This window comes from Salinibacter altiplanensis (assembly GCF_002894645.1).
GTDB lineage: Bacteria > Bacteroidota > Rhodothermia > Rhodothermales > Salinibacteraceae > Salinibacter > Salinibacter altiplanensis.
Genome location: NZ_NCQY01000020.1, coordinates 74,939 through 97,626, shown reverse-complemented (window position 1 = coordinate 97,626; position 22,688 = coordinate 74,939). Strand labels below are relative to the sequence as shown.

The window sequence follows — 22,688 nt, the reverse complement described above, 5'->3', positions numbered from 1 at the left end:
CTCATCCGTCTTCAGCGTGGGCCCGCAGATTGGGATCGACACCCAGCTGGATCTGCCCGAAAGGCGTCGTAGGACTGATCCCGGTGGGCGTGCGTGGACACGTACGCGAGCAGTACCCGAAGCGCCTCTGCCTCGACAAAGCCGGAGAGGTGTAGCAAGTACTCGCCCTCCGGCGAGAGCAATACCGTCGCGGGAACCCCATCGGCCTGAAATGCGGCCGCCAGCGCCCGTGGGGTCCGACGACGCCCTCGATATCGGTAGCGCGTGTCGGTGTCGTCCCGGTTCAAACGCGTGGCCACAAAGCTCTCGGACACGCACCGACGCACCCCTGCGCTGGAATATACATCGCTCTCCATCTTGTGGCACCACCCGCACCACGGTGCGTGGACAGCCACCATCACAAAGCGACCGGTGGAGTCCGCCACAGTCAGTGCCTCCTCAAACCCGTGCCACTCAGGCTGTTGACCCGCGGCCGTCCCCATCACGAGAAGCCCCACCGCACACACGACCCCGACCCATTTCGAAGAATACGTTGGCATTGCTTTGCGCACCTCGTGCGTTGATCAACCGGATGCCGAGCGCTCCGTCCTCCCTAGCGCACATTTACCCGCATGCCCACCGAAACAGTGCGCCCTACGATGGGCCCCCAGGTGTAGATTGTATCGAACGGTTTGCCGTTGTCGTCCCGATCGAAAGGCGCCGACGCGTCGACCAGCGGGCTTCCCTGCGTGTAGTCGAGGAGGTTCTCGACCGAAACGTACGCCTCCACCCCCATCCCCGTCGGTCCGTTCACGTCCAAAAACTCCGTCGTGACCTTGAGGTCGTGTGTCGTATGGGTCGGCGACCACCGGTCTCGCCCAAAACGTTCGACGTAGTAGTCGGGCATGCGCTTCGGCCCGGTGAGGCGCCCGGCGTACTCTACCTCCGTCCCGATAGACCGAAAGGCGTAGGTGGCCCCGACGCTTCCCGTAAAGTCCGGCGCGTAGGTCACCGACCGTCGGTCCCCGCGCTCCTGTGTGTAGACGTCCGTCACCGTCACGCTCGTGTTGTAGGCAAGAGGGACGGCCGTAAAGTTCTGGTTGAGGGCCACCGAAAATCCGCGCGTTACCGAAAATCCGTCGAGGTTTTTGTAGACAATCAGGTTGGGCGACCGGTCGTAGTTGGGAATGATTTTGTTGGAGAAACGGGTGTAAAACCCGTCGATGCTTAGGGTGAGGGGCGCGGCCCCCAAAGGGAAAATGTGCTCCACACTGGCCGTGACGCTACGGGACCGCTCCGGGGCCAGGTCGTCCTCGAAGACGACCTCGCGGGATCCGGTAAGGGCCGCATGATCCTCCGTGAACACGTTGACGACCCGAAAGCCCGTTCCGGCACTCGTGCGCATCGTGGTCGCCTCGGTGGGACTGTATTTGGCCGAGACCCGGGGGGCCGTGACAATGCCGTGCTCTCCGTGATGGTCGAAGCGAAGTCCCCCAAGCATCGTCAGGGCCCCGACGGTGTACTCCCCCTGCCCAAACACCCCGGGGATGAAGCGCCGCTCAGCGGTCGTCGTGGCGGGTGTGTTGTCGTTGTACACGTCATACCGCGTGCTCACTCCCGTCAGCACCTGAAGGGGCTCCGCAACCTCCTGACTCCAGGTTGCCTGGCCGAACGCGATCTTTTGCGTACCCACGTAGTGCTCCGTTCCGTAATAGCTGTCCTGATCGTGGTACGTGAGCGCGCCGCTCAAGCGGAGCCGGCGGTCGACCCCTGATGGCCAGGCCTCGGCCATCAGTTCTGCCCGCCGGGTGTAAATCGACTCGCCATAAATCTCGTCCGAGCCCCGGAGGTCGTCGGTAAAGTTCGGGGGACCGCCCGTCCGATTCTCGCCGTAGAGCTTCAGCCCTGCACTGGCCCGAGGCTCTCCGTCTTTTCCGGACAACGTTCCCTTCCCAAAAAGGGACAGCCGCGACTGCCTCGGGGCGTCCGAAAAGCCGTCGCCGTTGTCATCGAAGGCATTCTCCATCCGTACGGCTGTGCCACTCACAAACCCCTCGAAACGTCCCTTCTGCGGGGAGGCCGCGAGGGTCACGCTCCCCTCTCTCGTGCTTTTGGCGTAGGCGTCGGCCGAGAATGTGGGCGTGTTGGCCGGATTCTTGGTGAGTACGTTCACCACGCCGCCAAGGGCCTGCGTCCCGTACAGCGTGGACTGCGGCCCTTTGATCACTTCTACCTGGTCAATAATCGATGGGCTGATGCCATTGAGGCCGTACACCGACGCCAACGGGCCCATAATGGGCATCCCGTCGACGAGCACGGCCGTGTTGGCCCCCTCGACGCCATTGACACGGATTGCGTTCGTCCCACACACCCCGCAGTTGAGTTGAGTGGTCAGTCCCCCCACGCTGCCGATCAGGTCCATGAAGTTTGAGCTTGTCTTGCCCTTCTGCAGCCGCTCGCTGCCCACCACGTCCACTTTCACCGGCGACTCTTTCACGTGGGTCTCCCGCATCGTGCCGGTGACCACCACCTCTTCCTGCCGCATCACGTCGGTGGTCATCGACACATTCCACGTGCGCGTCTCACCCTTCTCCAGGGCCAGACGCTTGTCTACCGTCTGAAAACCGATCGCCGAAACCGCAACCGTATACGTCCCCGCGGGGAGCGACGCGAGACGATAGCGCCCGTCTTCATCCGTGGCCGCGCCCTGCGCCGTCTCATGCACGTACACATTCGCGTTCGGCAGGGGGGCCCCGGTGTCGTCGGTCACGCGCCCGTGCAGGACGGCCTGCGCCTGAGCGGTCAACGAGACCCCTGCGAGTCCCAAGAAAACAAGACTGAGAAGAAACGTCCGTCGTCGAAATGCCATGGCGCCTCGGGATGAAGATGAGCAGATCAATCCGTTTTGTTTTTACTAACAACTTTTTTGTTAGTCAAGGCTAAAAACGGATTGCGGGGCGAAGTTCTCGCAAACTTCGTTGCGGAGGGAGCGTAGGGGAGATGTGCGTGTCCCCCGCTCATCGGCCGATCTACGTATGGACATTTACTGCCCGCGATGCACGTGGGAGCCTCCATCGAGCGCGACGTGGACCTGCGAGTGCGGCCACGCCTGGCACACATTCGACACGCAGGGCCAGTGCCCGGAATGCGGCACGGTGTGGCGCGAGACACAGTGCCAAGAGTGCCACGCCTGGTCGCCCCACCACGACTGGTACCACGACCTGCCACCGGTGGATGCGGACGCGATCATCGAGGACAGGGACGCGGCCCCCGCGGCATGAGGAACCGCAGGTCGCACCTCGCGGCTACCCGAACCGGAGAAAGCCTCGGAGTGCACCTCCGCAACGGACGCCCCTACCGCCCGAGTGCCTCGATGTGCTCTCCCGTCACTTCCCCCAAAAATGACCGGGCCTCGGCCCCGTGGCGCTCCGTCACCTCCGCGTCAAACAGGGCGGCAACGTGCTCCGTCACCGGTCCGCGCACGTCCTCGACGGCCACCGACGCGGCGGTCTCCTCGGCGAGCGACGTGACGCCGCGGTCGTCGATGCCGCAGGGCACAATGTGGTCGAAGTAGTCAAGGTCGGTGGTCACGTTCAGCGCGAACCCGTGCATGGTCACCCACCGGCTGCAGCGCACGCCCATCGCGCAGATCTTGCGCTCCAGGCCCCGCTCGTCGGGCCCCACCCACACGCCGGTCCGTCCGTCGACCCGCGTGCCCGTCACGCCAAAGTCGGCGCAGGTGCGGAGGACAATCGCCTCGAGCGTGCGCAGGTAGCGGCCCAGGTCGGTAAAGAACCGATCGAGGTCGAAGAGCGGGTAGCCCACCAGTTGGCCGGGGCCGTGGAAGGTGACGTCGCCCCCACGCCCAATGCGGTGAAACGTGGCGCCGATCGCGTCCAGCCGCTCCTCGGACACCAGTAGATTCCCGGCGTCGCCGCTCTTGCCGAGGGTGTAGACGGGCGGATGCTCCAGCAGAAGCAGCACGTGGGGCTGCGTCTCCGGCGGCTCCGCCCGCTTGGCCGCGATCAGGCACTCCTGCACCTGCTCTTGCAGCCCCTGCGCCCGCTCGTAGGAGACACGACCGAGATGGCATACAACAATCTCATTCGGGGCGGACGACGACATCTTTCTGGGGCGCGGTGGACAAAAGGCCGTGCGGGGCCGACCTGGTACTTGGAACGTCCCACCTAGTTTTGGGAGATGCTTACGCTGACGTTGAACCCCCCATTGACCCGCGTGTAGGAGGGCTGTCGGCTGTCGCCATCGAACCGTTCGTACTCGACCAGGAGGTCCGCCGTCACCCGGTCGCTGAGGCGGTAGGTGAGCTCAGGGGTCACCTGGACGCGCGTCGTCTGCTTGCGCACCTGAACGTAGTCGTTGGTCGGGTCGGTTATCCGATCCGGGTCGACCGACCCGTCCGCGCTTCGAACGTCCGCGAGCGCTCCGCGCAGGTTGTAGCTTCGCTCGTCGTTGACCGACCGGGAGACCGTGAGCGAAAACCGGATCTGATTTTCGAGACGCCCGAGGCCGAGCACGGGAATGCGCATCCCCCGTTTCTGATAGGAGACGCTCCCGGACAATTGGTTTGTCTGCACCTCTTCCACCTTCAGGTTGGCCGTGCGCAGGAATGTCTCCGTCTGCTGGTTCCACTCGACACTCGTCTCGACACTGCCGGGCCACGTGATGCTGACGCCGAAAAGAGGCCGAAACTGCTCACTGACGCGGGACGATCCAATCTTGAACGCCGGATTCAGAAACGTCTGCCCGTTCGGGGCCTCCTCTTCTTCGCCGGCCCGCGTGTCGGTGGCGTAGCTCGACTGGTACTCCGCGTTGTAGCTGTGCCGGAGAGACGCACTTTCCACGATGCGGCCGAGCAGGGGCCAGTCGGCCAGTCCCGAATAGCGGACGGTCCACCCGGGCACGGGAAACGGAGCGAACCCGTGGGCCCCCACGCTCCCCCCCCCGTCAGGTAGGCCGCTTTGAAGTCATCCGCAACCGACGCGTTGGTGAGGGGCACCTCGTCGGCCGGGAGCGCCTCCCCCGATCCGTTGCCGGCCCCCGCTGATCGACGAGCCTGCTCTTCCACCAGCGCCACCACGGACCCAAAGCCCCACACCGACGCCGAGTTGTCACCACTCTCGGTCGTGAAGGGCCCCTCCGCCGCCCCGCTCCCGGTCTCGCCACTGCCCGCCTGGAAGGTCCGGTCGGTCTGCGTGCGCCACTCCACATTCCAACTCAGGTCGATCTGAAAGGACGAGCTCGGGCTCAGGGCCGTGCGCCCCTCCAGGCGGTGGGTGTTGCTAAGGGCGTCCGACACCTGAAACCGCGAGTCCAGCACGCGCCCGTCCGGCTCGATGGAGCGCTCGAGCCCGAGCCGGTAGCCGACGGACGGCCCGTCCCCGCGCACCGCATCAAGCAGTCGGTAGTGCACGTCTACCTCGGTCGAATCCGAGTTCAACCGACCCACGTTGGAGGAGCGGGCACTCCAGTCCCCGTTGTAGTTAACACTGAAGTCGTTGATGTCGAGCACCATGAGGGCGAGCCCGCGCAGCATGCCCTTCGGACTCGGGAGGGGGACGTCCTCCCACCCGAGTCCGTCGTCCCCCGATGCCTCGTCTTCTCCACCGTCGTCCTCGCCGTCGCCGTCGTCTCCGCCGTCGTCACCGGACCGCCCGCCATCCCGTCGGTCGTCCCGGCCGGACTGGCGCTGCGCCTGCTTTAGCCGCTCGAAGAACCCGAACCGCTCCCAGATCCTGTTGGGCCGCAGGGTCGCGCCCGAACGAAGGGTGAGCGAGTTTCGCACACTGGCCCCCTGCAGCCCCCCCTCTGGTCCATTGGACCACCGGAAGGAGGACTGGTAGGAGACGTCCTGCAGGTCGATCCAGTTGAGCCACGCCCGGTCGGCCCATCCCATGCTCAGGGTGGCCGCAAATCGCTGCTCATGGTCGCTCGTACGTGGACGCACCCGCCCGGCCAGCAGGTCCCGAAACACGTCGAGCTCCGACCGCCGGAACAGCCGGTTCTCAAAGAAGACCGTGTCTCCCTCATCGTCGGCGGTGAGGTCCCGATCGGCCAGCCCAAAGTCGTCCAGATTGTCGAAGAAGTCCGCGGTGCTGTCGCGGGGAATGCCAATGTCGGTAAGCACCGTATCCCGAACGCGTTCGCCGCTGATGATGACATTCGTTTCGTTTCGTGAGGCGGCGTCGTCGAAGTTCTGGCGTGTGTTGGTGTCGAAGCTGAGACTCAGGAAGCCAAAAGGATCGTACTGGAGGCTAAAGGTACGACGGTGATCGAACTGCTGCTGCTTCCGAAGGGGAAAGGCCACCCGCAGGGGTTGGTCTTGCGTGGTACGGAGCCCCGAGGGGCGACTTCGAGTCGTCTGGGCCTCCCGCTCTGCGTTCATCGAGAACGAGAGCGAGCGGGGCACATAGTTGAACGAGAGGCCTGCCAGCGTGCCAAGCACCGGCGCGTCGGGCAAGAAGCCAAAAGGGTTCACGGTCCGGGGCCGCCCAAAGTCGAGTTGGTACTGCACGTCGCCCGTCCAACTCCACCGGTCATTGATCCGGCGCTGTGGGTTGCGTCGCGACTGGTCGAGGTAGGAAAAGCTCAGCGAGAGGCCATCGACGGTCTTTCGGAGCCACCACGCGTCGGACCCTTGCTTCGAGACATCGGCCGTCATCGTGCGGCGTAGGCTGCGCGTCTCGGCCGCCGTGCGCACGCTGTCTTTCAGCCGTTGCCGAATTTGGTCACTGGAAAGGTCTCCGTCGTACCGGTCGGCGCCCAACGAATCCAGGTCGCTGTCGGGCAGGGCGTCGAATTGCCGTGCCACGCTCTGGACCTCCACGTCGCCCCGGTTGGGGTCGAAGCGAGGCGTCGTGCGGTTCGACTGGACCTGCATGGTGACGGGCATGCGCCAGCCCTGGTCCTCGGGGAGGAACGAGTCGAGGTTGAGGTTGGCGCGCAGGTTCCAGCTCGTGTTGTCGGACTGCTTCCGCTCGCTCAGTGTGCTGGACAAGGCCCCAAATCCGTCCGTCCGGCGCTGGAGGCTGCCCTCCACCGACGCAAAGTCCGCGAGGTCGAGACTCGCGTTGGCGTTGGCGGCCCAGCCCTTCTGCTCGTCGAACCCACTCACGCGCAGCTCATTCAGCCAGACCTCGAAGTCCTGCAGCACCGGCGGGTTCTCGTTGGGATCCGTCGCGTGCCGCACCCCGACGACGATCGTCTGTACGTTCTGCAGGGACGGCGTGCCCCGCACCCGAAGCACCGTCTCCGGCGGCGCGAAGTCGCCGATGTCCAGGTTTACGTCGTTGCTTGAAAACGACTCGTCCGTCGGACTCCCGCTCTGGTCGCGGAGGAGCTTGAGTCGGTTGAGCCGCTCAAGGACGAGGTTCATCTCGAACTCCTCCGGCCACAGGGCCTGCGACCCGCCGTCCATCGGCACGTCGCCCGGCTGCATCGGCTGCTCGTACTCGTAGTAGTCGCCGGTCTCCCCGGAGCCCAGACGCACGAACAGCCGCAGGTTTTCGCGGAGTCGGTCTTTTACCTGCGCGCTGCTCGACGTTCCGTGCAGATGGGTATACATGCGCAGGTTCGAATACTTGAGCAGGTCGAGCCCCTGCCCGAACGTCTTGAAGACGCCCCGCTGTCGCCCGGGCTCGAGCTGGTCGACATTCAGCAAGAGGGCCTGCTCGCGGTTTTGCTGCTGCACGCCGCGGGACGTGCGGTTCTGTCCCACCACCGCTCCCGCAGGCGGCTCGTAGCGCAGGTCCTCCTCGTTGTTGATGCTGGCCACCCGCAGCTCCCCCGCCCCCGCATCGACGGTACTGTCCTCCTCCACGGGCTGCTGGGCCACCGGCTCCGAGGCGCGCCACTGGCTGCCCACCAGCTCCAGGGACGCAAACCGCATCGTGACGGGCGCTCTGTGCCCGGTCGTCCACAGGCGGATGGACTTGATGTCATCGAAGTTCTCGATGGCGCCCACCTGGCGCGTAAAGGCCTGTACCGGAATGCGAACCTTGTACCAGTCCTCTTCCGCCCCCACTTTGCTGACCACGTAGTCGGTCGGCCCCCCATCGGTCTCGGCACGCCGGTCGAGTTCACTGAGCGGGACGGCGTACTGAAAGTAGTTGTTGTCGATGTTGATCTGGCTCCCAACCCCGTCGAGGGCCTCACGGTCTGGGGAGCGGGAGACGCCCCGCGTCACGCTCGCCTCCTCGGCCAGCGCGTTCTGCGACTCGAAGCCGTTGAGCTCGTGGCCCGCCTGATACCAACTCAGGCGCTCCTGCACGGAGGCCCCGTCCGGGAAGAACTCCGTCGTGTTGAAGAACCGATCGTTCTCGTAGAAGTGATAGTCGTCGGCCGAGGGGTCCTCGGCGGTGCGTGCAATCTCCGCCCGCAGGCGCTGCCGCTGCTCGGCGGACAGGCCAAGCTGCCCGATGCTCCCCCCCAGGCTGTCCGCGTGCTCGACGAAGCCCGCATAGAAGGCTCGCTCAAGCAGGCGCTCGTCGTAGGTGCCGTCGGTGTAGGACACCAACCCGTCGAGCCCCAGGTCCTGGGTCCGGCTGCCCCGCAGGTCGATCCCCCCACCTGGCTCGGCATTGGGAATGCGACTGAGGGTCCCCAGGTCCCCTTCGTTGAAGTTGAGGGAGAGGCCGTCCTCCATGTCGATGCGCTGGTTCGGGACCACATCCTCCGAGATCGTCCCGAGGTCAACATAGAGGCGCGACCCGTCGGTGACCTCGCCGTTCTCCGGGTACACCTTCACGATGAACTCCACGAACTCAACGTTCTGCACCGAAAAGTCGGTGTAGCCCTCCGGGAGCGAGCGCGTGATGCCGCCCCACACCTTCCGCGGCTCCCGAAAGAAGTCCACCAGATTCCCCGTGTAGTTGTAGGCCCCACGCTGCCAGGGATTGAAGTGAAGGTCGAGCGTCCGGAGGGTGGGGTTCGCCTCTCCCTGCGTGTCCCGGCCCACGAAGACCTCTTCGGTATTGATGAGATCGGTGGCCTCGCCCCCCTCCTCGGTGCCAATCGCTTCCAGAATGTTTTCGTTGAGGCGGTACCACCCGAGGCGGCCCCGCCAGTGGGTTCGCTGCCGAACGTCGTCGTAGGTGCCAGGGGTCTCTCCATCGAGGCCCGGGGCGTTGGCCGTCGAGTCGGGCGCCGCGCTCACCTGCCAGGCGCCCGGCTGTTGACGGAGGGAAAATGTATTTTCAAAGCCCTCGAAGTCGTCGATGTAGGAGACCCCATTGCGCTCGTCCGACGCGTACCGGTCGGTCTCGCTGTCTTCCACCCGGCTCACGGTGCGCTCGTAGGCATCGGTGGTGGTGTGTCCGGGGCGGAGCTGCGCAAATTCACCGGAGACCGAGAGCTGGCTCTCCGTCCGCGTCTGCACGAGCGGCAGGGCGTCGACCGCCTCCGTGACCCACTGCGGCTCCAGGTCCATCGAGCCGTTGAGGCCCCAGATGGTGTTCTGGATCGGCTCTTGTCCGATGCGAAACTTGTCGACGGGCGACTGCTGGCTGAGCCGCATGACGGTGGCCCCGAGGGAAAACTGGTCCCGCATCGCCCAGTCCGCCCGCGCCCCAAGCAGGGTCTTCTTCTGGATGTTGGTGAGGCTGTTTTGCTCATAGTCGATTTCAATGTCTCGCCCGGCGGTCAGGTACGACTCGTTGGTGATGTTTACCGTCCCCCCCTGATAGTCCACCCGGTAGTCGACGCCCTCTTGCAGGGTCTGCCCGCCCGAGGTGACCTCGACCGATCCCTCGACCAGCCCCGTGAAGGCCTCCAGATCATAGAATTGCTGAGCCCCTCCGGTGTACGAGCCCCGCACGTGATAGACGTCTTTCTGCGTGTCTTCTTTTCGGGCGTTGTCTTTCTTTTTGGTGTACAAATTCGTGAATGCGAAGGGCTCCCCCGCCGTCCGGGTCCCGTTCTCGGCCGCAGCGTCCAGGATGCGCCGCCCAAACGGCTGGAGATAGGGGAAGTAGATCAGCCCCCGGTCCGCATTGATCGTCCGGGGAAGAAAGTCGAACTGGTCGTCCGGATTGGGGGCGCCGTTCTGGTCGACCCGGTCCAACCCAAGCACCCGAAGCAGTGTGCTCTGCCCCGCCACGTCCGGCAGCGTCGTGCGCGCGCCCTGCCCGGAGGCCTGGTACTCAATGTCGAGCTCGAAATTCTCCGGACTGAAGTCCCGCCCCGAGAGGTCGTACACGTTCCGTAGCTGCAAGTACCAGGCGGCCGGGTCGATGCTCCCCCCCTCCTGGCTCGGCGCGACCGGGTCGGTGGGGCGGAGCAGCTTCAGCGCGAGGCGGTCGGCGTTGATGCCTCCGGTGGTGCCCCCCTGCGTAAAGTCGCCGACCGTACGCACGGCCCCATCGTTCGTCCGGTACCGAAACGCCACTGCCAGGGCCTCGTCGGGCCGCAGCCGCTGTCGAAGCGACAGGAAGCCCAAACGGCTGTCGAGGCGATAGTCCTGCCCACGTGTGAGCCGCTTGAACTCGCCCGCGTGGAGGTCCTGTTGCGTGTCCAGGGACCGTTCCATGGTGCCCGAGTCACTCAGGTACGACGAGGCGCGCTGCTCTCCGTCACGGAGGGCCTCCAGGTCGGCCTCGTTGTACTGGTCCACGTTCGGCCTGGGCAGCACCGTCTCCCTGTAGCCCTCCGCCTCACGTACCAGCCGCGGATTCTCTCCCAGGTCCACCACGGCCACCGCCTGCCGGGTGTTTTCTTGGTTGCCGACCTGCTGCGTAATCTTCCATACCTCCACCTCGGTAATCTCGTCAAACCCCTCGAACGTCCGGATCGTCGTCGGGTCCTCGTGGGCCCGGTTCCAATTGTTGCGGAAGTAGTAGCCAAGGAAGAAGTGGCGGTTCTCGTCGTAGTCCGTGGGCGTGAGATCAAACTTCGTCTCCTGCGCACCCCCTTCGATGCTAAGGCTGTTGGACTGCCCCTCCTGCTGGCTCGCAATGGTCGTGAGGCTCAGGTTGCCGAATTGGAACTCGCTTTTGATTCCGAAGAGGCTCTGCCCCCCATTGATAAGCTGCGAGGGCGTCTGCATGGACACATTGCCCGCCTCTACACTCTGTAGGATCTCGTCTTCGTAGCCGGTGTAGTTGAGCTTGACCTGGTTCTGGTAGTCAAACTGACTCTGCGTGTCCCAGTCGACGTTCATCTGTAGCTTGTCCCCGATCGTGCCCGTGATGCCGAGCCGCAGGTCCTGCTTGAAGTCGGGGTTGAGCTGACTGGCGTCGCCCGTGACGTTGACCTGCTGGTCGCTCTTCCGGTACTTAAATCCGGCATTGATGTCGGCCTGGCCGTTCACCCGAAGATCCACCTGGGGCTTGCCGAAGACGGTGGAGAAGGTGCTTCCTTGGCCGCCCGGCACCACCATGTTGACCCCAAATCCTCCGTCTGTGTTTTCCGCCTGCCGCTGCTTGACGAGGGTGCGCCAGTTTTTATCCAGGTTGGCACGGTAGCGTTCACGCCGGTATGCGTCGTCGTCCATCCCCACGCTCCGCCCGCGGCGTGCATCGTCCGTCACCACATAGCGGGCCTGAGTGGAGTCCAGCGTGACCGACTGCGCGTCGGCCGTCGGGGCACGCGGCCCCAAAAACGGAGACGTTCGTTCAAACAGGCGGACCGACCGCCCACGCCGTGCCGGCAGGTACCGACCGACGACGCCTGTATCGGGGGGCGGGGGCGACGCTGTGAGACGCTGGCCCTGAGATGCGCGAGCACCGCTCATCCGCCCTGGCCCCGCCGCACTGTCTCCCAGTGGGGAGGGCGGCCCATCCGGGAGCAGGGTCGGGGCAGAAGTGGTCGTGTCGGGGGCGGTCGTATCGGGAAGCGGCACCACCTGCGCTCGGGCCAGCGGCAGGAGCCCGGGAAGCCCCCAGGCCAGGAGCACCGCCATCGCCACCACATACACGCGCTCTCGTCGCGCCCCCCCTGCACAGGGGAGCCGGGACGGCGACGACATGATCGAGATCAACGGCACGGGTCCGATGAGACTCCGAGATGCTACGGCGTGCACCGGCGCTCCGGTTCAACGTGCGGAGAAGGCCCGGTGCGTGTCTGAAAAAACCTGTAGCGGTTCGTGCCGATGCGCAGCGGTGGGTCGGGAATAGGGATCGCGAACTGGAGGTGTGCCACTGCACTTCGCCTCAGTGGATCTTCATTGCAAACGTAAGATGCGCCGCCTCTTTCGTCAAGCACAGGAACGGCCCGTCCGTCAGGCTCGCTGCCCGTCAAGGGGACGCTTGGCCGTGATCTCGCGGAGGTCGTCGTGCCGCTCCTTCTGAATGATAAGCCCGCGGTCGGCCACCTTTTCCAGGAACTGATCGCGCGGGATCACCTTTTCGGGCACGTCGGCCCCGCCGGCGGAAACAGTCTCCTCACGGGCCAGGAACAGGGCCGCGACGACCGTGGGGATGGCTGTACACCGCATCACGGCCGTCTGCTCCGTCTCCACGTCGTACCGCTCCACCATCTCGTAGACCAGGGTCGTGGGCCGTCCCTCCTGCTCGCCCCGAAGCAGAACCCGCATGAGCACCGCGTCTTCGTAGTCGCCGCCGAGCCGCTTTTGCATACGGCGCACCAGGAGGTCGCGGTAGGTGAGGTGCGTGCGCACCCCGATCTTGCGCTCTTCGGCGAGGCCGAGGCCGAGCACAAACCGCATCTGGTGGGCGTGGCCCGGCCACCGAATCGTCTTGTGATCGAGGGCCTCCACGTGCCCGGCCAACGTATCGGTGAGGGTGGACAGCCCCCCCTGCGTACAAAAGGCCTCCATCGTGCCAAAGGGCTCCTCAAACTGGATCTCCTCCTCGCGCGAGAGGGCGTCCGCCTCCACAACCTGTCCGTCCTCGATCAGCTGTGCCGGGTTCGTGTAGTCCGACAGAACGCGCTCGGCCGACCAGGAGATGCGGAAGTCGAATGGGGGCTCTGGGTGCAGCGGCACATCGCCGACGCGCAGGCACGCGGCCTCCGCCCGATCGAGCTGATCGATGCCGTGCAGACACACGACGTTGACGAGGCCAGGGGCCAGCCCGCAGTTCGGCACGATCCAGACCCCCTTTTCCCGGGCCCGCCTGTCGAGGGCCAGTTCTTCGTCCACGAGAGAGTCGTTTCCCCCGAGGTCGCAGAAGTGCACCCCGGCGTCGAGGCACAGCTCTGCTAGCCCAGGGTTGAACGTCGCCGGCACGCAACTGATGACACAGTCGCTGCCCTTCACAATCTGAGACAGCACACCGGTGTCGCGGACATCGACCTGAAAGGAGCGCAGAGACTGATCGGCGTCAACCTGCTCGTGCAGGCGTTCTAGCGCCTGCGACCGGGTGTCACAGACCTGTACCTGCTCCACCTCACTGCTCCGCACACAGAGCTCGCGGACAACAGGGGCACCGATCGATCCAGCACCGAGAACCGTGATCGTCATGGGCAGTCGTCGGATTGGAAGGGTCCGGACGGAAGAGCCCACGGGACAGGCCGGGGACACTAGTCGACGTGCCCACGCCCCTCCAACGCCCGTGAAAGAGTCGCCTCGTCGGCGTACTCTAGATCTCCGCCGATGGGCAGGCCGCGCGCGATGCGCGTAACACGGACATCGAAAGGCTCAAGAAGCTGAGTGATGTAGTACGCCGTCGTATCCCCCTCTACGTTGGGATTAACGGCCAAAATCACCTCGTCGACCGGCGCTGCCGTCTCCCCCTCCTGCACCTGCCCGTTTTCCGACGGGTCCGCGTCGTCGTCCGCCTCTCCATCGGGCATGGTCTCGGGGGCCGGGGCGGCATCGGCCGCCGTGTCTTCGAAGGACGGGTCGATGCGCGCAGCCAGCTCGTGTACCCGGAGATCGTCGGGCCCAACGCCATCGAGTGGTGAGATGACCCCACCGAGCACGTGGTACACGCCCCGGTACTCGTTGGTCTGCTCGATGGCGATCAGGTCGCTCGACTCCTCCACGACACAAATTGTCGAGGCGTCGCGCTTGTCTGAGCTACAGATGGGACACGGATCCTGATCCGCCACGACGTAGCAGGTCGAGCAGCGCTGCACGTCTTCCTTCACGGACCGCAGCGCGCTTGCGATGGTCTCAACCTCCTCTTGAGGCATCTTCAGGACGTAGTTGGCCAGTCGCCGTGCCGTCTTCTTCCCGATCGTCGGCAGCTTCGTAAACTGCTCCACGAGGGCTTCGACGGACTCCGAGGTGTACTGCATCGCGACGATCTCGACTGTCGAATGTCAGGGTCCAGACGCAAATGGCGGCGTTTCTCAAGGGCACTCAACACTCGCTCCTCGTCATTCGCCGTTGCCTAGAGGCCGAGCTGGCTGAGGTCCATGCCCTGTGGCAGCATGCCGCCCATGGAGTTCTTCATCTCCTCCTGGGCCATGTCGGATGCATCTTCGAGGGCCTTGTTGACGCCCGCAATTACGAGGTCCTCCAGAAGCTCTAGGTCGTCCGGGTCGACGGCCTCCGGGTCGATGTCGATGCCCGTAATCTCCTGTGCACCATTGGCAGTAACCTTCACCATTCCTCCGCCCGCCTCTGCGGTCACCGTCTTGTCCGCAAGCTCATCCTGAGCGGCGTTCATCTTTTCTTGCATTTCCATCATCTTCCCGAACATGTCCTGCATGTTCATTCCTCCTGGGTTGGCCATAGCTAAAGGGTCATTTCAATTCAAAGGCTCGTGCGGGGAGGGCCGTTTGCCGAAAGTGAATGGGGCCCACCAGCGTCTACAGAGGAGGGAAACGGACGCCGAGCGGAACCGATCCCTGATCATGCACCCGGCCTCGCTTCTCGGTGGGTCCGGCCGCCCCGCCGCTACCACACCGGCTCGGCCCCAAACTCGCTGAAGAGCACGTCAAGGGCCGAGTAGGTATCGCGGAGCTGCTGCAGTTGTTCACGGGGGCTGAGGAGCTCGCCGGACGCGTCGGCCTCGGCAGCAGCGTCGTTCGTGGACTCGACGACGAACTGCAGGTCCTCAACCGCGGGGTCCACGGCGTCGGTGATGTGGCGAAGCAGCACGCGTCGCCGGTCGCGCAGGGTGTCGCGGTGGAGGGCTCGGGGGACAGCGACGGTGAGCGTACCGTCGACGTACTCTGTGGGCTCGGCCTCGCCGAGCAAGGAGCCGAGGCTGATGTGATTCTCTTTGACCGACTGCACGATCTGGGGCCACTCGGTGGCCACCCCGTCGGCATCTGACCTGGACGCAACGGCCGGCTCGGCCACCGCGGCCGTCGCCCCCTCCGAGTCCTCCGACCCTGGGTCCGGCGCAGAGGCCCGAGCGTCCGTCGGACCCGACGCCTCCTCCCCTCCCGAAGATTCGTCTCCGCCCAGTGCGGGTGCCCCGAAGAGGTCGTTGTACTCGACGGACGGGTCCGGCTCTGTCGTGTCCGCACCGCCGGCAGGGGCGTCGGGAGACGGCGGCGCGTCCCCTGCGTCGCCGTCCGACGTGTCAGCGTCTGACGAATCATCGCCCAGCGAGTCGTCACCTAGCGAGTCGTCGTCCGGCGGATCCGAGGACAGATCTTCGGCACCGGCATCATCGGTTGGCCCCTCGCCAGACGACTCCTGCTTCGGAGAGGCGTTCTCCGCCGCCTTCATCGACTCGGGACCATAGTCGGGGACGGGTTCGGCGGCCGCGTCGGGGGGCTCTTCTCTGATCTCCTCCGCGGTCGCGTTCGGGGCGTCGGGCTCGGCGGGGGTGGCCCCGTCGCCCGGCACGGTCTCAGGAAGCTCGCCGTTCTCGGCCATCTGCTCCAGGCGGTCAATCTTGTCGAGCACCGCCCGAAGGTCGGCCGAGCGGCGGAGCTGTGCCATCTTCAGGAGCGTCGTCTCCAGCGTGAGGCGTGGCTGCGGGCTCTGCTTGATGTCGTCCTCGGTGTCCGCGGCCATCGTAAGCAGGCGCAGCAGGTCGGCCTCGTCGAAGCGCTCGGCCTCCTCGGCGTAGCGGGTGCGGGTCGACTCCGCAACTTCCTCCAGGGCCTCCCCGCCCAGCGAGTGGGCCACCAGCAGGTTGCGCAGGTGCTCGGCCAGCCCCACCAGGATCTCTTGCAGGTCGTACCCGCTGCGCACCACGTGGCGCACAAGCTCAATCATGCCCGCCGTGCTCTGGGCGGCCACGTGGTCGGTGAGGCGAAAGAAGAGGTCCTGGTCCACCACGCCGAGGGCCTGGGTCAGCTCGCCGTAGGTCAGCGTGGCCCCGCAGAGCGAGAGGGCCTGGTCGAACGCCGAGAGGGCGTCTCGGAGCGCCCCGTTGCCCTTGCGGGCCAGCAGCATGAGGCTCTCCTCGTCGGCCTCCACCCCTTCGGTCTCGCAGATCTCGCGTAGGCGCTCCACGATCTCCGGCACCGGAATGCGGCGAAAATCGAACCGCTGGCACCGCGAGAGGATGGTGGGCAGCACCTTGTGCGGCTCGGTGGTCGCAAAGATGAAGAGGGCGTGGGCCGGCGGCTCCTCCAGCGTCTTCAGCAGGGCGTTGAACGCCTGCTTCGACAGCATGTGCACCTCATCGAGAATGTATACCTTCTTCTGATCCCCCTGCGGCGGGATGCGCACCTTCTCGCGCAGCTCGCGGATGTCGTCCACCTTGTTGTTGGAGGCCGCGTCCATTTCAAACACGTTGAGGCTGCGGCCCTCTTCGAACGATTTGCACGAGTCGCACTCGCAGCACGGTTCGGCGCCGTCCGTCCGGTCCTCCCTCGGCGTCTCGCAGTTGATGGCCTTCGCCAGAATGCGGGCGGCGGTCGTCTTCCCCACGCCCCGCGGGCCACTGAACAGGTAGGCGTGTGCGAGGCGCTCCATCCGAATCGCATTCTTGAGCGTCTCGGTCACGTGCTCCTGCGCGACGACCTCTTTGAAGAGAGAGGGCCGATACTTGCGCGCCGTGACCAGGTATCGCTGTTCGTCCATGAAAACCGCGGGGACGGGTAAAAAAGAGACGGAAGGGGGGACAGCGGCGCCGGGCCCCTAACGGCGGCGGCACCACGAAGCGGCTTTTCGGCCAATATACCGGCGCCGCCCCGAAGAAACCAACCGCAGGTGGAAGGGACCGCGGACCGTATGCCCGGCGCGACGCCCCGCTTACACCAGCCCGTCGCCGGCGGCCACGACCTTGGTGCTGCCCAGTCGGTCGCCCCACCGCCGACCGACGGGATCGGTGAAGACGTTGTAGACCTCAAACAAAATAAGCCCCAGACCGGCGAGCGACAGAAGCGACGCCAGGGCACCGCCGACGATGGGCACAACAATGAAGGCACCGGCGACGGAACTGAGGCCGAGCATCCAGTTGCGCTGGACCGAGGTTTCGAGGGAGACGGGCCGCCCGTCGAGGCGCACGAGGTCGAGTCCCATCACGTACTTTCCCGGCGACCGGAAACGCAGGGGGCCGACCTCAACTCCGTCCCGCGCGACCAAGTACAGCCCCCCGACGACGCCTCCCACCAGGGGCACCCCGCCGAGCAGCGCAGTCAGCCCCGTCGCGATGATGCCGTCGAGAAGGGCCGCGACGAACCGCTCGTGTTGCGCGGGGGAGGAGGCGTCTGTGGAGGACCCATTCATGAGAGCAGGGGGCACGGTCGAAAAAGAAGAAACGGGTCCAGTTACGGCCCGCGGCGGTTACGTCACGTCCGACGGCGGACTCGGGGAGTTCGGCTTTCGGCGCGTCGGGTCCGGGGTGTTCGGTTCCCGGCGCGTCGGGCTCGGCACCTTGGGCGGCTGCGTGGGCTGCCGCTGCGGCGTGCGCTGTGGGGTGCGCTTCGGGGTACGCTGTGGGGTGCGACGGCGACGAGGGTTGGTCGGACCCGTCTGGGAGCGAAGGGAAGGCATGGGACAAAGGCGATGGCTTGTCCGCGTTACATCGGGACCGTGCTTGTACGCGCCTGCCGGGCGGTTGTTGGCCCCATTCCTCAGTTCGCCGTTCCGTCGGGGGAGGCAGCCGCCGTCGCAGCATCCGGGCTCGGCTCGTTCGTCGGCGTGTCCGCGTCATCGGTGGAGACCTCTCGGAGCGCCTCGGTGTGGGGCCGGGGACGCGTCACCGTCACGGGCTCCGGCTCGAAGCACGCCCGGCACCGCGGCTCGTAGGCCTCCGTGGCCCCGACCAACACCCGGTCTTCGCCCGGCACAATCCGCTGGGAGTGGTTGGCGGGCGCGCCGCAGACAACACACACGGCGTGCAGCTTGGTCACGTGCTCGGCCACCGCCATGAGCTGAGGCATCGGGTCGAACGGCTCCGCACGGTAGTCCGTGTCGAGCCCCACCACGATCACGCGGTGCCCCTCGTCGGCCAGCGTTTGGCACGTCGGGACGAGGGCGTCGTCGAAGAACTGCGCCTCGTCGATGCCCACGACGTCCGCCTCCTGCACCTGTTCTCGGATCTGCGGGGCCGTCGCCACCGGCGTGGTGGTCACAGAGTTTTCGTTGTGCGAGACCACCTCGTCCTCGCTGTAGCGCTCGTCGAGGGCCGGCTTGAAGACGCGGGTGTGCTGGCGAGCGATGCGGGCCCGGCGCAGCCGGCGGATCAGCTCTTCGGTCTTGCCACTGAACATCGACCCACAGATGACCTCCATCCAGCCGGTGGTGCGATCACGGTCAACGATATGGGGCTCCAGCGCGGACATGAACGAGGCCTGCTTGGTGCGAGGGCGTGCACAGGCTTTTCAAGGTAATTGCGGGGCGAGGAGGAAGTCCACCCCCACTCTGTATGGAAGCGAGGAAGGCCCGCACGGGCGACGCCAACCTACCCCGCCTCTTCCACCCGAAACGAGGGCAAGTGGGCCTCCCACCGCAGTGCGGCCAGGCGCACGGCCGACACCACAATGATCGTGAGGCCGGCCACCGCCGCGTCCGGACGGACGAAGGCCCGCAGGCTTACGTAGAGCGTTCCGCCAAGCAGGGCCGCCGTCGCGTAGATCTCTTCCCGCAAGATGAGGGGCGTTTCGTCACAGAGCACATCCCGCACCATGCCGCCCACCGTGGCCGTGACGGCGCTCATGATCACGACCACGACCGGCGGTGCCCCCACGCCGAGCGCCACCCGGGCCCCGACGACCGAGAAGACCGCGAGCCCGAACGCATCGGCCACCTCCAGCGACTGCCGCGGGGGCTGGAAGACCGAGGTGTAGGCGAAGGTGAGCCCGCCCGCCCCAGCGATCACTGCGAGGTACCGCAGGTCTTGAATCCAAAAGACCGGGTGGCGGTCGAGAATCAGGTCGCGAACCGTGCCGCCCCCGACGGCCGTCACCGCCGCAATCACCAGCGCCCCAAACAGATCCATGCGCCGCCGGCCGGCCGCCAGCGCCCCCGACACCGCAAAGACCGCCGTGCCGAACAGATCCAGAAGGTACAGGACAGTGTCCGGCGAAACGTACATCGGACGCGGCAGCTCTGTGGAGAACAGCAAAACGTGGGCGGTGCCCCTCAGGACGCAACCCGGGCCTTTCGGGCCCTCCGGTTCCGCCACGTGAACCGGACCAGCGCCCCGAGCATGCCCACGAGCAGCAGCGCAAGCCCGAGAAACGCCACGCCCCACCCAAACGCATCCGCCACAAATCCCGTCACGACGCTGCCGCTGGCCCCGAGCACCATGTAGACGGTCCGCACGAGCCCAAACCCGGCGCTGCGCTCGTGCTCATCGAGGTGATCCATAAACTTTGGCATAAGGGCCGCCCCCCACCCCATCGAGAGGCCGGCGCAGGCCACCGACACGACGGCCATGGTCAGCCCCGTCCCCACGACCAGAAGCCCGTATCCCACAATGCCCACCGCGATGGCGAGGCTCGCGGCCGAATCCCGCCCAATGCGGTCCGACAGCGCCCCGAGGCCGGGCTGAGTCGCCCCTTGAACCAGAAAGTACGCCGAAAAGAGGGCCCCGGCGGTGGCCTCCGAATAGCCGTGATGCGCCACGAAAAACGTGGGCAAGAACGACGCCGTGGCCTGCCACACGAACATTCCCACCGCCGAGAGGATCACCGTGCGGGCAATGGGCGGACGGCGCAGGAGGTCCACCAGGGGACCCATCTTGAACCGGCCCCAGACCGATTGCTTGGGGCGCACCGGCGGCCGGGCCCGGACCACATAGATCACGAGCCCCACGACGGGAATGGCGAACGCCGTCCCCAGGGCGACGGCCCACCGCCAGCCCATCCACGCCCCGACGGCCCCGGCGGCCATCGGCGCCAGCACCCCCGCCACCGGCGCCCCCGCCGTGTGGATGCCGATCGCCGTTCCAATCTGATCGGTGGTGCGCGTCAGGAGCGACGTCGCCACGCTGTAGTGAAGGCCCGCCACGGTTCCGAGCACCGCCGTTCCCACCAGAAACGTCGCGTAGGACGACGCAAAGGCCAAGAGCGTGCTGGCGACCGCCGTCCCACCCACCGCCACCAGGATGATGCGCCGCTCCCCGTAGCGGTCGGCCAGCAATCCGCTCGGAAATTGTGAGAGGGCGTACCCCAGCCACATGCCCGTCAGGGCAAGTCCAATCGCGCCGTTGGGGACGGCAAACGCGTCACTGATGGAGGGAACGACCGGGCTGATGACGAGGCGCGCGACCATCGTCGCGAAAAAGGCCAGGGTGCACGTCCCGAGAACGGCCCCTTGACGTGACCAGAGTGTCACAGGCGTAGAGAAATTGGTGAGGAGAGACGAACAGAGAGCAGAGGCAGACGGGAGCGAAGGGCTAGAGGCCGAAGAACTCCGCAACTCCGCCGAGGACCATTTTCGATGCAATCGCGGTCAGTACCATCCCCATGAGCCGCTCCGTGGCCACCAGCCCCCGGTGGCCCAGAAGGCGCGACAGGTTGGGCGCCAGAAGCAGAACAGCCCCGGTGGCCGCCCACGCCCCGACGAGCGCAGCCAGCCACTCCAGCCAACGCGTCGGGTCTTTGCTCATAATGAACAGCACCGACGCCAGGGCCGACGGCCCGGCCACGAGCGGCACCGCGAGGGGCACCAGGACCGGGGCGTCACTTGCCTGCTCCGCGTCTTCCGCAAACACGCCGCCGGGCGACGGGAACACCATCCGGAGCGCGATCAGGAAGAGGATGATGCCCCCCGCGACCGTCACGGAGGACTCCGAGATGCCAATCGCCGCGAGCAGGTACTGACCGCCGAACAGAAAGACCACCAGGAACCCCAAAGCGATCACCAGCTCCCGGGCGATGACCCAGCGCCGACGGCTCTGCTGCACCGGACGCAAGACCGAAAGGAACACGGGGACGTTTCCAAACGGGTCCATGACCAGAAAGAGCAAAAGAGCAGCCGAAAACACCGTCATCTATTCGTAGTGATCGATTGGGTTCGAGAGCACATCGGGAGGGCGAGTGGGAAGAGATTACCGCAATGTAATCCAGAATGCACCGTCTCTTGCGTCCACATGGGGTGGTAGAGGAGCCCCCGCGGCACCGTTTCATGGAGTTTTTCGCTCGGACCGATCGGCGCCATCGATCATTTGGACAGGGCATGCCAGCGGGCCCTCCTCCGTGCGTTCTGTCCTCAGCACTCGCCGGTTCTCTTCGCCATGGAACTCCGTCACCTTCGGTATTTCACGGCCCTCGCCGACGAACTGCACTTCGGCCGCGCGGCCGACGCCGTCTTCGTTGCCCAGTCCACCCTGAGTCAGCAGATCAAGGCGTTCGAGGACGAAATCGGGGTGTCTCTCTTCGACCGGTCGTCCGGCGGCGTCGAACTGACGGACGCGGGGCGCACCTTCCTACCGTACGCCAAGCGTGTGCTCCGCGAGGCCCAGCGCGCGGAGTCCGTGGCGCGGGCGGCCCGGGACGGGCTGGCGGGCCTGCTCACCATTACCTACGAGGCCACCGCGATGCGGAGCGGGCTGCCGGCCATCATCAAAACTTTTCGGGCCGAACGCCCCCACGGGGAGCTCGACCTGGTCGAGCATACGACCCGCGAGCAGATGAACGCCCTCCGGGAGGAGGAGACGGACGCTGGGTTCCTGTTTCTCCCGATCAATGAGCGCGGCCTGCGGGTGCAGCCTCTCTTCACGGCCCCAATGGTGGTGGTACTCCCGACGGGCCACCGGCTCGCCGACCAGGCGTCCGTGCCCCTCCGGGAGCTTGCGGGGGAGCCGCACGTGATCTGGGCGCGGCGCGGCGCCCCCCGCATTCATGACGCCTACGTGCGCGCCTGCCACGAAGCCGGCTTCACCCCCCAGATTCTTCAGGAGATCGAGCGGGGGGAGAGCTTCCTCGGTCTCGTCGAGGCTGGGCTCGGCGTCTCCATTGCGCACGCCTCGAACGTGCAGATTCAGCGCCCCGGCGTGCGGTACGCAAAAATTGTGGAGCCGACCGTCCCCCTCACCCTTGGCCTCGCGCACCGTCACGACGACGATTCGCCCCTGCTCGGCCGGTTTTTGGAAACCGTGACGGACGAACAGGATGCGTTCACCCAGAACCCGATCTAATACCAGTTGCGAGGGATCACCATGCACCGGATGGCTCTGGGACGTCTCGGAAGGCCCGTCGGCATTTGGTATAACCAGCACGGGGGCGTGGATGCCGACCGCCTCATCGGCAAAGGGCCGGACTGCCACCTGCCCTTCCGCCCTCGCCCGACGAAAGCTTGACGATCCGAGAGGGGGCCGCCACGGAGGCGATGCAGCACGCGCCCCCCGGGGACACGAGACACAGACACACAAAAGACGCGATCCGGACGTTCTTCTGTCCAAGAACCTGTTTCAATTTCTGTCTCGGGGCTC

The 22,688-nt window shown here is 65.8% G+C and carries 17 protein-coding genes; 2 read left to right on the top strand and 15 right to left on the bottom strand.

The genetic code is table 11. From position 1 onward, the window contains the following. Positions 1–11: 11 nt before the first annotated feature. Entirely contained in the window at positions 12–539 is a 528-nt protein-coding gene (locus B7R93_RS07945) for a thioredoxin family protein (RefSeq protein WP_103020257.1), read from the bottom strand. Positions 540–592: 53 nt separating this feature from the next. Further along, positions 593–2,848, bottom strand: a complete 2,256-nt coding sequence (locus B7R93_RS07940) for a TonB-dependent receptor (RefSeq protein ID WP_103020256.1) — start codon at positions 2,846–2,848, stop codon at positions 593–595. Positions 2,849–3,014: 166 nt separating this feature from the next. Between B7R93_RS07940 and B7R93_RS07935 the strand changes: the two genes are divergently transcribed. Then, complete coding sequence (locus tag B7R93_RS07935) at positions 3,015–3,260, top strand: hypothetical protein (RefSeq protein ID WP_103020255.1); 246 nt, start codon at positions 3,015–3,017, stop codon at positions 3,258–3,260. A 73-nt stretch (positions 3,261–3,333) separates the two neighbouring features. Here the strand turns inward: B7R93_RS07935 and lipB are convergent, their stop codons facing one another. From lipB to B7R93_RS07880, 13 genes are all read right to left on the bottom strand, one after another. Continuing rightward, the gene (lipB, locus tag B7R93_RS07930; RefSeq protein WP_103020254.1) at positions 3,334–4,104 is read right to left on the bottom strand and encodes a lipoyl(octanoyl) transferase LipB; all 771 of its coding nucleotides are present in this window, start codon (positions 4,102–4,104) and stop codon (positions 3,334–3,336) included. Positions 4,105–4,166: 62 nt separating this feature from the next. Beyond that, on the bottom strand, positions 4,167–4,841 hold the full coding sequence (locus B7R93_RS15840) for a hypothetical protein (RefSeq protein ID WP_232798184.1): 675 nt from the start codon (positions 4,839–4,841) through the stop codon (positions 4,167–4,169). Beyond that, positions 4,730–11,959 carry a T9SS outer membrane translocon Sov/SprA gene (gene sov, locus B7R93_RS07925; RefSeq protein WP_232798182.1) on the bottom strand — a complete coding sequence of 2,410 codons (7,230 nt, stop codon included), beginning with the start codon at positions 11,957–11,959 and terminating at the stop codon, positions 4,730–4,732. The genes B7R93_RS15840 and sov overlap by 112 nt, the downstream gene beginning before the upstream one ends. Positions 11,960–12,211: 252 nt before the next feature. Then, positions 12,212–13,414 carry a saccharopine dehydrogenase family protein gene (locus B7R93_RS07920; RefSeq protein ID WP_103020253.1) on the bottom strand — a complete coding sequence of 401 codons (1,203 nt, stop codon included), beginning with the start codon at positions 13,412–13,414 and terminating at the stop codon, positions 12,212–12,214. 59 nt (positions 13,415–13,473) lie between these two features. Next, on the bottom strand, positions 13,474–14,193 hold the full coding sequence (locus B7R93_RS07915; RefSeq protein ID WP_103020252.1) for a recombination mediator RecR: 720 nt from the start codon (positions 14,191–14,193) through the stop codon (positions 13,474–13,476). Positions 14,194–14,288: 95 nt separating this feature from the next. Continuing rightward, the gene (locus B7R93_RS07910) at positions 14,289–14,633 is read right to left on the bottom strand and encodes a YbaB/EbfC family nucleoid-associated protein (protein ID WP_232798181.1); all 345 of its coding nucleotides are present in this window, start codon (positions 14,631–14,633) and stop codon (positions 14,289–14,291) included. A 164-nt stretch (positions 14,634–14,797) separates the two neighbouring features. After that, positions 14,798–16,888 carry a DNA polymerase III subunit gamma/tau gene (dnaX, locus tag B7R93_RS07905; protein ID WP_103020250.1) on the bottom strand — a complete coding sequence of 697 codons (2,091 nt, stop codon included), beginning with the start codon at positions 16,886–16,888 and terminating at the stop codon, positions 14,798–14,800. A 171-nt stretch (positions 16,889–17,059) separates the two neighbouring features. Beyond that, positions 17,060–17,551, bottom strand: coding sequence for an RDD family protein (locus tag B7R93_RS07900; protein ID WP_232798179.1), 492 nt, complete (start codon positions 17,549–17,551; stop codon positions 17,060–17,062). Positions 17,552–17,593: 42 nt separating this feature from the next. After that, positions 17,594–17,803: a hypothetical protein gene (locus tag B7R93_RS15835; RefSeq protein ID WP_157942254.1), complete on the bottom strand. Its 210-nt coding sequence runs from the start codon at positions 17,801–17,803 to the stop codon at positions 17,594–17,596. Positions 17,804–17,883: 80 nt separating this feature from the next. Next, on the bottom strand, positions 17,884–18,594 hold the full coding sequence (locus tag B7R93_RS07895) for a thymidine kinase (RefSeq protein WP_103020248.1): 711 nt from the start codon (positions 18,592–18,594) through the stop codon (positions 17,884–17,886). A 119-nt stretch (positions 18,595–18,713) separates the two neighbouring features. Continuing rightward, positions 18,714–19,346 (bottom strand): trimeric intracellular cation channel family protein, encoded by a 633-nt coding sequence (locus tag B7R93_RS07890; RefSeq protein ID WP_103020247.1) that lies wholly within the window; start codon positions 19,344–19,346, stop codon positions 18,714–18,716. A 47-nt stretch (positions 19,347–19,393) separates the two neighbouring features. Further along, entirely contained in the window at positions 19,394–20,590 is a 1,197-nt protein-coding gene (locus B7R93_RS07885; protein ID WP_103020246.1) for an MFS transporter, read from the bottom strand. Between the two features lie 61 nt (positions 20,591–20,651). Beyond that, complete coding sequence (locus B7R93_RS07880) at positions 20,652–21,248, bottom strand: MarC family protein (RefSeq protein WP_103020245.1); 597 nt, start codon at positions 21,246–21,248, stop codon at positions 20,652–20,654. 243 nt (positions 21,249–21,491) lie between these two features. On the opposite strand from B7R93_RS07880, the gene B7R93_RS07875 reads away from it, so the two are divergent. After that, positions 21,492–22,394 (top strand): LysR family transcriptional regulator, encoded by a 903-nt coding sequence (locus B7R93_RS07875; protein WP_103020244.1) that lies wholly within the window; start codon positions 21,492–21,494, stop codon positions 22,392–22,394. The last annotated feature ends 294 nt before the right edge of the window (positions 22,395–22,688 follow it).